The organism is Candidatus Pseudomonas phytovorans (assembly GCA_029202525.1).
Lineage (GTDB): Bacteria > Pseudomonadota > Gammaproteobacteria > Pseudomonadales > Pseudomonadaceae > Aquipseudomonas > Aquipseudomonas phytovorans.
Window position 1 is genome coordinate 5,285,022 of record CP119325.1, and the last position, 12,257, is coordinate 5,297,278.

At 58.6% G+C, this 12,257-nt stretch carries 12 protein-coding genes and 1 pseudogene; all 13 read right to left on the reverse strand.

Annotation, left to right across the window (positions count from 1 at the left end; translation table 11 throughout):
- Positions 1 to 7: 7 nt before the first annotated feature.
- Positions 8 to 1,021 carry a glycosyltransferase family 4 protein gene (locus P0Y58_23270; protein ID WEK29778.1) on the reverse strand — a complete coding sequence of 338 codons (1,014 nt, stop codon included), beginning with the start codon at positions 1,019 to 1,021 and terminating at the stop codon, positions 8 to 10.
- Positions 1,018 to 1,989, reverse strand: coding sequence for an SDR family oxidoreductase (locus P0Y58_23275; GenBank protein WEK29779.1), 972 nt, complete (start codon positions 1,987 to 1,989; stop codon positions 1,018 to 1,020). Before P0Y58_23275 ends, P0Y58_23270 begins: the two co-directional genes overlap by 4 nt.
- Entirely contained in the window at positions 1,989 to 3,089 is a 1,101-nt protein-coding gene (locus P0Y58_23280; GenBank protein ID WEK29780.1) for a DUF1972 domain-containing protein, read from the reverse strand. The genes P0Y58_23275 and P0Y58_23280 overlap by 1 nt, the downstream gene beginning before the upstream one ends.
- On the reverse strand, positions 3,079 to 4,170 hold the full coding sequence (locus P0Y58_23285; GenBank protein WEK29781.1) for a glycosyltransferase family 4 protein: 1,092 nt from the start codon (positions 4,168 to 4,170) through the stop codon (positions 3,079 to 3,081). Before P0Y58_23285 ends, P0Y58_23280 begins: the two co-directional genes overlap by 11 nt.
- Positions 4,167 to 4,874: an acyltransferase gene (locus P0Y58_23290; GenBank protein WEK29782.1), complete on the reverse strand. Its 708-nt coding sequence runs from the start codon at positions 4,872 to 4,874 to the stop codon at positions 4,167 to 4,169. Before P0Y58_23290 ends, P0Y58_23285 begins: the two co-directional genes overlap by 4 nt.
- Positions 4,871 to 5,719 carry a hypothetical protein gene (locus tag P0Y58_23295; GenBank protein WEK29783.1) on the reverse strand — a complete coding sequence of 283 codons (849 nt, stop codon included), beginning with the start codon at positions 5,717 to 5,719 and terminating at the stop codon, positions 4,871 to 4,873. The genes P0Y58_23290 and P0Y58_23295 overlap by 4 nt, the downstream gene beginning before the upstream one ends.
- Positions 5,679 to 6,944 carry a hypothetical protein gene (locus P0Y58_23300; protein WEK29784.1) on the reverse strand — a complete coding sequence of 422 codons (1,266 nt, stop codon included), beginning with the start codon at positions 6,942 to 6,944 and terminating at the stop codon, positions 5,679 to 5,681. The genes P0Y58_23295 and P0Y58_23300 overlap by 41 nt, the downstream gene beginning before the upstream one ends.
- Positions 6,945 to 6,946: 2 nt before the next feature.
- Positions 6,947 to 8,383: a hypothetical protein gene (locus P0Y58_23305; protein WEK29785.1), complete on the reverse strand. Its 1,437-nt coding sequence runs from the start codon at positions 8,381 to 8,383 to the stop codon at positions 6,947 to 6,949.
- A 3-nt stretch (positions 8,384 to 8,386) separates the two neighbouring features.
- Positions 8,387 to 9,658 (reverse strand): O-antigen translocase, encoded by a 1,272-nt coding sequence (locus tag P0Y58_23310; protein ID WEK29786.1) that lies wholly within the window; start codon positions 9,656 to 9,658, stop codon positions 8,387 to 8,389.
- A gap of 3 nt (positions 9,659 to 9,661) precedes the next feature.
- Complete coding sequence (locus P0Y58_23315; GenBank protein WEK29787.1) at positions 9,662 to 10,774, reverse strand: DegT/DnrJ/EryC1/StrS family aminotransferase; 1,113 nt, start codon at positions 10,772 to 10,774, stop codon at positions 9,662 to 9,664.
- Entirely contained in the window at positions 10,767 to 11,234 is a 468-nt protein-coding gene (locus P0Y58_23320) for an acyltransferase (GenBank protein ID WEK29788.1), read from the reverse strand. The genes P0Y58_23315 and P0Y58_23320 overlap by 8 nt, the downstream gene beginning before the upstream one ends.
- The gene (locus tag P0Y58_23325; protein ID WEK33385.1) at positions 11,227 to 11,610 is read right to left on the reverse strand and encodes an FdtA/QdtA family cupin domain-containing protein; all 384 of its coding nucleotides are present in this window, start codon (positions 11,608 to 11,610) and stop codon (positions 11,227 to 11,229) included. Before P0Y58_23325 ends, P0Y58_23320 begins: the two co-directional genes overlap by 8 nt.
- Positions 11,611 to 11,661: 51 nt before the next feature.
- Positions 11,662 to 12,201: pseudogene (gene rfbC, locus P0Y58_23330) on the reverse strand (dTDP-4-dehydrorhamnose 3,5-epimerase).
- Positions 12,202 to 12,257 lie beyond the last annotated feature (56 nt).

The following is a 12,257-nucleotide window of genomic DNA, read 5'->3' on the forward strand; positions in this document are numbered from 1 at the left end:
ACTTTAGCTAGTGTTCGAGCTCACCGGCGCGCCAGCGCACGGCCAGATATGCCAATGGCAGGTAGGCGATGATCACGCCCCACACGCCGTCCAGGCCCAGCAACACTACACACAGGGCTACCGGCAGTAGCCAGAACAGGTTGATTGCCATCACTGCCAGGGTCACCGGCAGGTGTTTGCCAAAGTGGCGCGAGGCAAACTGGTAGGCGTGGCTGCGGTGTGCTTCGTACACCTTGTCACCGCGCAGCAGGCGGCGGATCAGGGTGAACGTGGCATCTACCACGAACACCCCCAGCAGAATCAGCCAGCACCAGAACAACTGCGGCGAGGCCCAGGCAGCCTGCAGCGAAAAACCCGCCAGCACAATGCCAAGGAAGCCGCTGCCTGCATCGCCCATGAAGATCTTGGCCGGCGGGAAGTTCCAGAACAGAAACCCCAGCGTGGCTGCGGCCAGTAACAGCGGCAACGCCATCAACTGCGGGGCACCGGCCAGGGCCGACAGCAGCACCATGCCCAGGCAGGCAGTAACCGCTTCGACGCTGGCTATGCCGTCGATGCCATCCATGAAGTTATAGAGGTTCAGCATCCATACGGTGTAGAACGCCGCCAGGATGAAGCCGAACCACTGCAGGTCGAGGGTAAAACCGAACACCTGCAACGGCGCCAGGCCACCCAGCCAGTACAGCAGCCACGCCGCAGCAGCGAAATGGCCAAGCAGGCGCCAACGGGCGGCGATATGGCCATGGTCGTCCATGAAGCCGATGACCGCGATCAGCGCCCCTGCCCCACCAATGGCCACCAGCGCCTCCAGCGGCATGGCACCAGTCATGCCCAGCAGCGGCAGGCAAGCCAGGAAACTCAACACGATGGCCACGCCGCCACCGCGTGGGGTGGGCACAGTATGCGAGCTGCGCGCGTTGGGCACGTCGATGATCTGCTTGTTCAGGGCGTAGCGCCGAAGTGCTGCGGTCAGCAGCAGGGATACCCCTGCAACCCAGGGGATAAGCCACCATGCCGTCATTTGTCTTGCTCTTTCAAAAAGTTGATTGCCGTGGTCCGCAAGGCCTGGTCCACATTCAGTGGCGGCTGCCAGCCCAACAGTTCACGGTTCTTGCCGATGTCTACCTGCAGCGATCCACACAAGCGCTGGGCCAGGCCGCCCTTGCCGGCCAGTGTGGCCGCACCTTTCAACCAAGCCGCGGGCACCGGCAGCAACCTTGCCGGTTTGCCCAGCGCCTTGCCCAGCCCTTGCAGCAGCTGCGTGGTGGACAAGTCGTGGCCATCGCTGGCCATGAAGGTCTGGTTGGCGGCGGCCGGGTGGTCGATGCAGGTCAGCAGCAGGTCCACCAGGTTATCCAGCGCCACCAGGCTGCGCTTGTTGTGAATGGCGCCGAATGGCAACGGCACGCCTTTGCTCAGCCAGTTCATCATGCTGCGGAAGTTGGCTTTCACGCCTGGGCCATACACCAGCACCGGGCGCACAATCACCACTTCCAGCCCTGTTTCAGCCGCCAGTTGGCGCAGGCCGTCTTCGGCTTCGCGCTTGGAAATGCCATACGGGTCGGAAGGCGCAGGCGCCTCGTCGGCGGTAAACGGCGGGCGGCCATCAGTGGTCTCGCCGTTGACCTTAACCGAACTTACAAAAATGAAACGCCGCACCCCAGCCTGGACGGCAGCCCGGGCAAGGCTCAGGGTGCCGTCCACGTTCACCCGACGGAACTCGGCCAGCGGGTCAGCGGCGGTTTCCTGCATCACATGTACGCGCGAGGCCAGGTGGATCAAGGTGTCTACCTGGGCGAAATGGCCCGATGCTACATCCACCGCCGTCAACTCGCTAAAGACCCGGTAGTCGACACCGGCCACGCGTTGCCCAGGCAGTTTGCGCACCAGCGCCCGTGGTGCCCAGCGTGCGTCGCTGGCAAGCCGCTGCAGCAGCACCTTGCCGACGAAGCCGCTGCCACCCGTGGCCAGGATGCCTTGCCCGGCCATCAGCGCCGCCCCAGCAGGCGGGTGAATACGCTGCGGTACTGCTCGGCCACCACCGACCAGCGGTAACGGCGGTTGGCAATTTCATGCAGGCGCGTTGACAGTTGCGCTCGCGCATCAGCATCACCCATCAGCGCCTGTACATGGTTGCGCAGCGAGGTGCTGTCGGCAAAGTACAAGGCCTGGTCTTCGGTAGTGGCGCGGTTGAACGACACATCGAAGGCCACCACTGGCAAGCCCAGCCACATGGCTTCGACCAGCGACGGGTTGGTACCGCCGGCGCTGTGGCCATGCAGGTACACCGTGGCATTGCTGCGCAGCGGGCTCAGTTGCTCGACGTCGTAGATCGGGTCCAGCAGGTGGATGTTGCTCACCCCGTCGTATTGCTTGCGCAACTGCACGCCGTATTCGCTGTGGTTCCAGTTGCCGATGATCGCCAATGGCATGCCCGACCCGGCAAAGGCCTCGAGAATGACATGGATGTTGTTCTCCGGCTCGATACGGCAAACGGTGAAGGCATAGGGCGCATTGAGGAACGGGTAGGCATGGCGGGCTTGTTCGCTCGGCTCACCGGCGCGCGCCTGGTCGCCGCCGTAGGCGATCAACTCGCTGGGCTTGTTGTATTCGGCGGTCACGTACTCCTGCAGCACCTTGTTGTCGGTGATGACCGCGTGGGCAAAACGCACCGCCACGGCTTCGGACAACTTCAGGAACCAGCGGGCGAAGTTGGACCACTTGGCGCGCTTCCATTCGTAGCCGTCGATGTTCACCACGATCGGTTTGCGCGTCAGCAGGCGCATGAATGGCAGGGCGATGCAGCCAGAAACCCCCAAAATCAGCATCAGGTCGTGCTTGCGATAGGCGTGCAGCATGCTCAGCACATCATACGGAATGCTTTGCACACCGTTGGCCTTGAGGTTCAGGTAAACCAGGCGGGCACGCTCGAAAAATTTCGGGCGCTCGGGGTAATGCGGCGCGCTGCAATACACGGTGAGTTCGCAGTCACTCGGCAGGTTACGCACCAATTGTTCAGTCAGTGTTTCCCAGCCACCGTATTGAGCGGGTAAACCGACCGTACCAATCACTGCAATTTTATAGGTCATCAAACACCATCACGATATTTTTCTGGAAGTTGGCGGTGGAAAACTCACTCGCTTTCATGCGCGCTCGCTCGGAGAGTGCGTGGCACGCCTGTGGGTCCTGCGCCAGGCGCGCAACCGTGCGCACCAGCTGTTGGTGGTTCTTCGAATCGATCTGGTAGCCCTCTACCCCGTCGCTGACCAGCTCCACCGGGCCACCCACCGGCGGCACGATGGTCGGAATGCCGAAGGCCATCGCTTCGAGAATGGTCAGGCCGAAGGTTTCGACCCAACCGTCCACATGGGACAGGTTCAGCACCAGGCTAGCCTCGCGGTAGAACTTCGCCACATCCGAGCTGGCCGGGCTGAGCACGAGGTTTTTCGGCAGCGCCTTGCCGGCAAAATAGCTGTCTACCTCCTGCGGGCTGGCGTTGAGCACCAGGGTGAACTTCAACTGCGGGTCGCCCGACATTTCGCTGGCCAGGGCAACAAACTCGTCCACCCCTTTGTAGCCTTTCAACGACGCCAGCATCAGCACATTGAAGCGGCCAGCGTGCAAGTGCTGGTAAGGCGTGGCCATCGCCTGTTGCTGAAAGCCTTCGGCCAGGCCGTTGTAGACGGTGACCGCCGGCACCCCGGCCACGCCCTCCTGCGCCTGCAAGTACCTGGAAACGTAGACCACCTTGCTGGCACAGCCGGCAATCACCCGGCGCAGGAACGCCTTCAACACTGCAGGCCGAATCGAAGTTTCGTGCACGTGGTAAACCACCTTGGCTCCCCGCAGGCGGGCAGCCAGGGCGGCACCAAATGGCAGCATGGTGTTGATCAGCACAACCTGCCCCGGCCGTACCCGGCGTAGCAGGCTGAAGAACAGCGCCACCTGCGAGCCGGCGTAGGCCAGCAAGGTCAGCCAACGGTTGTCGAAGCGCTTGTAGGCAAACTTGCAGGTACGTACCTGCAGCTCGTCGAGCACGCCATGGCCGCTGCTGCCCACGTGCAGGGTGCATTCGGCGCCGCTTTGCTGCAGCGCGGTGATGGTCTGGTTCAGTACCCGGGGGCTACCGCTGTAGTCATTCAACAGATGAACAAAGTGCAACGTTTTCATGCAACCCCTTCTTCAGCCACGCGTGCCTTGATGAACTTGGCCGGGACACCGCCATAAATCGAGTTCTCGCGGTACACGCCTGCCGCAACCACTGCCCCTGCGGCAAAAATGCAGCCATCTTCGATCACCGCACCGTCAAGCACGGTCACCTTGGCGCCGATCCAGCAGTTGCGGCCAACCTTGATGCCTTGGCGGGTAACCCCCTGCAGGCGGATGGGCTGCAGCGGGTCCTCGAAGTTGTGGTTCTCCGAGTGGAAGCTGACAAAGTTGCCGATGATGGTGTCGCTGCCAATCTCGATGCCACCGGCGCAGCCGAGGAAGCAACCGGCGCCCAGGCCGACGTTGTCACCAATCACCAGGCCCTTGCCGATATTGGCCAGGCTGCCGGTGCACTCGATGATGATGTTTTTGTTCAACGACACGGCGGTGCCGAAGCGGATACCGTCGTTGGACAAGGCATCGACGAAGCAGCCCTGGTCGATCACTAGCCCGGGGCCGTACTCGATCTTGCTCACTTCCTTCAGCGTCACCCCCGATCCGACGAATGCCAGCCGCCGCCGGCGCAGGCGGATCACGCCTCGGCAGGCCATCAGCAGCTTGCTCACAATCAGGCCCAGCAGGTAGCTGGACGAGATCCGTCGATCAATCACCATTGGCCGTTTTTTAATCAGCAGCACCAGTTTTTCGAGCAAGGCATGCATCATTTCACGGCCCTCATTTGGGTAAACAACGCCTTGACGAAGGCCGGCCTGCGGTAGGCCACGGCCTTGCGAATGGCGGCGTAGACCAGGTAGAGGTCAAGCAGGGCGCGCTGCACCAGGCTGTGGGACTGGAAGCTGATGCGCAGGCCGTGGATCATTTCTTCAAAGCGGAACAAGGCGCGTTCGGGGGTATCGGCGCTGTGCTCGGACAGGTCGTGGGCAATCTCGACATCCAGTACGCAGGCCTTGGGGAAATAATCCTCGTAGCGAATGAAAAAGTCGGTGTCGGTGGCATAGAAACGCAGCCGCTCGTCATAGAACGGCTTCATGCGCTGGAAGCACTCATGGGTGAAGATGAGCCCGCTGTTGATGCCCAGCAGGTTTTTCGAGTCCACCAACCCGGGGGCTACATTGGGGGTAAGGCGGCCCATGAACAGCCAACGCTGCCCGGGGCTGACCAGTTGCCCATGGCTGACCAGCCGGGGCATGAACACCCCCACCTGGTCGCCACCAGGCGCAGCGCGCACCTGGCCAATCTGCGCCAGGCAGCTGGACAGGCGTATGTTCGAATAGTTGGTGTCGTCGTCCGAAATCATGAACAGCTCGATCCCGCCGGCAAACGCTTCTGCGGCCACTTGGTTATAGATGACCGACAGCCGCTGGTTATGCGCTTCGTACCAGCGCACGCCTGGGCATGGCTGTGCCACGCCGGGAGAGTTGTTCCAGACGTACAGCTGCAGGTCGATGCCCTCAGCCTCCAGCAATGCCTTTTGCGCGAGCAGTGACTGCAGGGCAATCGAGTCCTGGCTAGCTTTCCGATACAGAACGATCAGGACTGCCAAGCTCAACTTTTGTTCTTCTGTTTTCACCAAGGATCACCATCACCACGATCGCAAAAATGTAAAGGACCACACTGTTTGTATAAGACTGGAAAAAGAACGAGCTCAAGAAGAACGGGTAACTGGCAATCACGAAATTGCCCAAACCGTTTTTCCATGCACTGGCATGGGGCCTGTCCCGGACGATGATCGTCACCAGTTTGTGGTACCAGAGAATCAACCCGGCCATGATCAGCGCGCCAACCCATCCGCAGGTGGCCAGCAGGTTTAGCCAGAATGAATCGAACCAGTACGGCTGGCCCGGGCCCACCGAGCCAAAGCCATAGCCCATGGGGTGCGCGTTCAGCACCTCGTACATGTGCAACCACTGGCGCTCACGGTCCAGTGCAGACAAGTCCTGGGTGTAGCCCATCGACAGGTAGACGAAGATCGCCACGGTCAAGCCCACAAACTGCAGGTAGCCCAACAGCGAAATCAGCCACGCCGTCCGCAGGACCCTGGCCACCACCAGCATCGCGCAGATGCACACCAGGCCGATCATGGCCGTGCGCACCGAACCGATCGCAATCAACCCGCATAGCAGCACAAACGCAGCACTCAGCAGAAGGCGGCGGGTGAGCGACCAATTGCGCCCGCTGAGCAACACGGCCAGCGTCATGGCGGCGCTGTTGAGGATGACTGCGGAAAACTCGAGGGTGCCGGTAAAGAAGCCGGAAATCCGCGGCAACCCGTCACGCATCGAATTGTAGGGTTGCAGCTCGTAGCCTTTCGCAGCAAGTAGCGGCCAGTACCAGAACTGCTCCGCCGAGGCGATGGTCAGGTATTGGTACAACGCATACAGGCCAGTGAGCACGCTCATGGCCAGCACCGACCAGTACACATCTCGCAGCTTCTTCTCGGTCGACACCGCCTGTGCCCAGATAGCCACTGCCATGCCGACAAACACGGGCACGGCCAACGCGCGGAACATGCGCACCGACCCCGCGCTCAGGTCACCGAACAGCAGGTACAGGAAGGCGAAGAACAGCACGATCAGCAACGATCTCCCCACTTCGAGGTTGACCATGCCACGCGCCGTAACGCTGGCCAAAGCCCTCAGCAACAGCCACATGATCACCAACAGGCTGATCATTTCGCGCCAACCGGCAAAGGCGCTGCCCAGCCCGAGCGTCAGCACGGCAAAGTCGCTTAAGAACAGCAGGCAGAACAACACGCCGATAAAGACCTTGATCACACTTACCCTCGCGCTTTGGCAAACTTGGCCAGCCGCAACAGCGTGACCTTGATCAGGATCTTGAGACGCGGCACCCAGGCGTAAGAAAGCAGCACTCGCAACGCCAGTTTTGTGTCCATCCGGCACAAGGCGTCAAAGACATCCGCAGGGATCATGCTAGTGACCTTACCTGTCGGTTTCATGAAATCGAGGTTGCCCGACCACGGCAGCATGGCTGCCAGCTGGTTTTCGCTGTACTCGCCCCGCTCGATGCAGGCCAGGTAGCGCGCTTTTACGGCTTCTACCGAGTTCACCTGTTGCACCGCTTCGACCACCGGCGCAATGGGTTGAGGTTGGTCGATGCTGGCAAGCAGCTGATCGACACCGGCTACCTTCAGGCTATCAGCGGGTGAATAACCCTGAATGGGTGCAACCAACCCTACACAGCGCCGGCCCTTGAGCAGTTGCTCAGCGAACGCCGTGCCACCGGGTATAGGGTAGCTGTCCAGGTAAAAGTCGGCTTTTTCCGCAAAGGCCAGATAATCCTTGTACGGCAGGTGACGGCGGATGAAAAAGCGCGTGGGGTATCGCAGCTTCACTGCCCACCACCACGTGTTGGTCAGCGGGTTGGCACCAATGATCCAGCACTCGGCGTTCGGGAATCTGTCGAGTATCGCCGTGATCGACGGGCGCATGTCCAGGCCGCCATGGGGCTTGTACTTGGCCGCCGAGGCTGCGCTGAACACTTTGATCCGCTCATGCGTGGGCGCAGCATCTGGCACTTTTGCGCCGCTGGTTTCGATCGGGATCGCCAGGAAGCTCTTTTGGCAGGTGAGGTGCTTTTTCTTGTCGAGGTGGTGCCCGTACGCGCTGATCTCGAAATACACATCCGCCACTGAAGCGCCGAAACTGAATACATGGTCGGCGTGGTTGACGAAATACACCGTCACTGCGGCACCACGCTGCTGCTTCAGCACGCCACAGGCAACGGTGGTTATGATGTCGTCCGGGTGGATGTGCAGAACCACCTTGTCGTACTGGGAAAGAGTGTCGACGATGGACTGCAAGCGGGTGCAAGGATCATCGCCGCGCGCCACTTCGATATGGGCGAAATAGCCATTCAGGCGTTCAATTACCTGGGGTTTGGCGCTGCGTGCCACCAGCAGGTCCACGGGCCCCTCGTGCATGTGCGCCAAGCGCTCCATCAGGCGGGTGTGCCCGCCTTGCATGTAGGGTTCGCTGACCACATGCAGGCAGCCCCGCGATGTGCCGCTGGCGACCGGCACCGTGACCAGACCGACGCATTGGGCGACCAAGTGGCGCTCCAGCGCTGCCGCCTCGTAAATGCCCAGATCCACCGCCCACAACAACGCCCCATATAGCCGTGCCTGCTCCAGGGCCTGGCCTGGCTCGGCGCCAAGGATGCGTCCATGTAATTGTTCGATGACGTCCTTCATCATTACTTAGCTCCGCGCCGTACTACCAACAATGATCTGCAAACGACGGAACACTGCAAAATACATGACTATTGCGTACAGCAGGTAGTTAGTCGCGTAGGCAAGGGTTACCTTCTCATAACCCCACAACTGCGTTAAATAAACCGTCAATGCATACAGTGAAAGGGTCGAAAGAATCTCGGTCACCAGATACAACCGAGTAAGCGCCTTGCCCAGCATCAGGTAGGCCATCAACCAACTCACTACCTTCAAGCTGTCTCCGACCATCTGCCATGCGAACAGTTCACGCATGGGCAGGAAAGACTCCGAGAACAGCATGTGGATGATGAAATCCCTGAGCAGGTAGATGACCAGGCCTGCGGCAACGGTCAGAGGCAGGATCAGCTTGTACCCTTGTATGATTTCCCGACGCAATTCACCTGCATCGGAGAGTTCGGAAAGCCTTGGCAGATAATAGACTGCCAGTGTCGTGGTGATCAGCATCAGATAGGCCGTGCTCAGACGCCACATGGCCTCCCAGTAGCCTGCATGATCCCATCCGAATTCCGTGCCCAGGTAGTCACGAATGAAGACATGGCAAACGGGTAGCGAGCATGCTGTCACTACAGCCATCAGAGCAAATTTGCCAAGCCTGGACAACGATTGCTTGTCCAGTGCCCCGATGAAGTCAGTGATGCGAAACCATTGGGTTCGCATGCAGATAACCAGCGTGGCCACAAAACTCAACGACTGGTAGACCGCCAGCGAAACCAACGCACCGTATAAGCCCAGCTTGATCGTCAGGGCGCACGTCACCACCAGCGATATCAGGCTGCCGAAAATGTTGGCGAGTACGTACCGCCGCACATCCTTCTTGCCGTTCAGGATGCCGAGCAGCAGTGAATTGAACGCAAAAAACACCAAGGTACAGGCAAACCACACCAGCACAGGTGCGAGTGTTTCGTCATTGAAAAACCAGCCTGCCAAAGGTGCCTGCAAAACCACGATCAGCACGGCCAGAACCGCTGAAACCAGCAGTGACAGCGTGCCGGCGGTACGCCAGATCTTGTGTTGCTCAGCCGGCTGTTCAGCAAATTCCGCCGTGTACTTGGTAACACCTGTGCTGACAGCACCGCTGGCCAGTGTGGTGAACATGGTCACGGCATTTTGCAATTGTCCGATCGCCGCGTACCCCGCTGGCCCTACATAAAGTGCCAGCACTTTGTTAAGCCCCAGCAAAGTCGCCATCTTTACAAAAACAGCAATAGCATTCAGCAGACTGGTCTTGATCAACGTCATGAATTAATGCCCGGATACAGCAAAAATGTTGCAGGCATCGATGACGGTCTGGATATCCGCGTCGCTCATGGTAGGGTCTACAGGCAGGCTGAGAACCTCGTCATGAATGCGTTCAGTAATCGGCAAGCTCAACCCATGGTACTGGCTATAGGCCTGTTGCTTGTGTGGCGGGATCGGGTAGTGAACCAGCGTCTGCACGCCCTGCTCCCGCAGGTGTTGCTGCAGCTCACTCCTGTAAGCGGTGCGGGCAACATAAAGATGCCAGACATGCTCTTCGGCAGATTCTGCTTGCGGCTGTGCAATATATTCATTGTGAATACCTGCACGGTAGCACGCGGCGATATGCCGTCGCCTGGCTATCTCTTCGTCAAGATGCTTGAGTTTCACATCCAGCATTGCCGCCTGGATTTCATCCAGCCGGCTGTTCACACCTACGTACAAATTCTTGTACTTCTCGTGGGAACCGTAGTTTCTGAGGGCTCTCAGCACTTCTGCCAATTCGGGGTCCGAGGTGGTGATGGCCCCCGCATCTCCCAGCGCCCCCAGATTCTTGCCTGGGTAGAAGCTGAAACCTGAGGCATCTCCCCAACTCCCCGCCCGCTTGCCATCAATGGAAGCTCCATGCGCCTGGGCCGAGTCTTCGAGCACCAGCAATCCGTACTCGCTGGCAATCGCATTGATAGCCTTCATGTCAGCAATCTGCCCATACAAATGCACAGGCAAAATGACACGCGTCTTGTCGGTGATCGCACGGCGAATGAGGGATGCGTCGATATTGAACGTTGCTGCATCCGGCTCGATGAAGACAGGCTCCAGCCCACTGGCAGTAATTGCCAAAATGCTAGCAATGTAGGTATTGGCAGGGACGATCACTTCATCTCCCTGCTTGACTCGCCCAAGTTGCTTCCATGCGGTCAAGGTCAGCGTCAGTGCATCGAGGCCGTTTGCCACACCAATGCACTGCGCAGTACCGCAATAGGCGGCAAAGTTGCTTTCAAAACGCGCCAGTGCGTTACCACCGATGTACCAACCAGAGTCGATGACATCGGCACACGCCTGCAGCAATTCTTCGCGGTATTGTCTGTTAACGGCCTTGAGATTCAGGAAATCAACCATGCTCTAGCTCCCTTATTATTTTTGCAGGATTACCCACAACCACACAGTAGTCAGGTACATCCTTGGTCACGACGGCACCAGCACCCACCATGGCGTGTCGCCCAATCGTGACGCCCGGGAGCAATGTCGCATTGGCACCGATGCTGCAGCCTTCTTTCAGCACCGTGACTTCGTACGCTTCGGGGTAGCACTTGGAGCGCGGTACCCTGTCGTTGGTGAAAGTAGCATTTGGGCCAATGAAAACATTGTCCTCGATCACAAGCCCTTCCCAGAGAAACACACCACTTTTTACAGTGACATTATCTCCCAGCACCACACCTCCCTCGATCAGGGTATGAGCGCAAATATTGCAATTGCTGCCAATTTGCGCCCCCTTGAGGATGACGGCGTATTGCCAGATTCTGGTTTTCTCCCCGATAACATCGGTTTGGACATCCGCCAACGCATGAATACTAGGCACGTGCGACCAACCTCTTGAAGTCGTCATAACCGCGAATATAATCGCGCTCGTCGTAGGTCTCGCTGGCGATGACCATCAGAACACAGTCGTCGCTGAAGTCATGCATTTCTCGCCAGACCATGTTCTTGATGAGCAGGGCTTTCTGCGGAGCATCAAGCAAATGGTCTACCCGGCCACCACCATCATCCAGCGTCATACGACAACTACCGGACAAGCAGACGATCAATTGCTGCAAGTCCCGGTGTGCATGGAAGCCACGGCTGACACCTGCCTTGGTACCAAAAATGTAATAGACGCGGCGGATGGCGAAAGGAATGTTCAGCGCTTTCTCGATGCTGATAAGGCTACCGCGATCATCACCGATGATCGGAAGCACCAGTGCTTCTGCCTGCCCCTTCAGAATCAACGGCGGTAGATCCGCTTCGCCAAGCGCAGGAGCTACTGCATCCTTATCGCTGACTAATAGCCCATCCACGTGCGGCCAATTGATCGCCAGGTCTGGGTCGTTCCAGGCAATGCTCCGCTCATGCTCCCTTGAGTACACATTCGTGGTGCGATACTGGAAAACAGTATCATCTTCCAGTGCGATGAATCCGTGGGCGAAGCCCTCAGGGACCCACATCATCTTGCGGTTGACCGCAGATAGCTCCATGCCCACCCACTGCCCGAAGGTAGGGGAGCCCTCACGAATATCCACAGCCACATCGAATACGGCACCCTGGACCACGCTCACCAATTTACCTTGGGCAAAAGGATAAAGTTGATAGTGCAGCCCCCGCATCACTCCTTTTTTAGACAGCGAGCAGTTCTCTTGAACGAAAGAAGGCGGGAGGGTTATCCCTTGGACACTAAGCAACGCATGGAATTTCGGCTCGCTGTAAGACTCATAGAACCACCCCCTGTCGTCCTCGAAAACAGTGGGTTCAAAAACGACAACATCCGGGATATTTGTTTCTATGAGCTTCACACAACCAGCCTCTTGTTAAAAATCATAACCAACGGTTCAACATTCACTAGAGCATG

What these genes read in the sequence shown, in the direction of transcription:
- P0Y58_23270 (WEK29778.1), bottom strand. Translation starts at nt 1,021, where the DNA reads ATGACGGCATGGTGGCTTATCCCCTGGGTTGCAGGGGTATCCCTGCTG.
- P0Y58_23275 (WEK29779.1), bottom strand. Translation starts at nt 1,989, where the DNA reads ATGGCCGGGCAAGGCATCCTGGCCACGGGTGGCAGCGGCTTCGTCGGC.
- P0Y58_23280 (WEK29780.1), bottom strand. Translation starts at nt 3,089, where the DNA reads ATGACCTATAAAATTGCAGTGATTGGTACGGTCGGTTTACCCGCTCAA.
- P0Y58_23285 (WEK29781.1), bottom strand. Translation starts at nt 4,170, where the DNA reads ATGAAAACGTTGCACTTTGTTCATCTGTTGAATGACTACAGCGGTAGC.
- P0Y58_23290 (WEK29782.1), bottom strand. Translation starts at nt 4,874, where the DNA reads ATGATGCATGCCTTGCTCGAAAAACTGGTGCTGCTGATTAAAAAACGG.
- P0Y58_23305 (WEK29785.1), bottom strand. Translation starts at nt 8,383, where the DNA reads ATGATGAAGGACGTCATCGAACAATTACATGGACGCATCCTTGGCGCC.
- P0Y58_23310 (WEK29786.1), bottom strand. Translation starts at nt 9,658, where the DNA reads ATGACGTTGATCAAGACCAGTCTGCTGAATGCTATTGCTGTTTTTGTA.
- P0Y58_23315 (WEK29787.1), bottom strand. Translation starts at nt 10,774, where the DNA reads ATGGTTGATTTCCTGAATCTCAAGGCCGTTAACAGACAATACCGCGAA.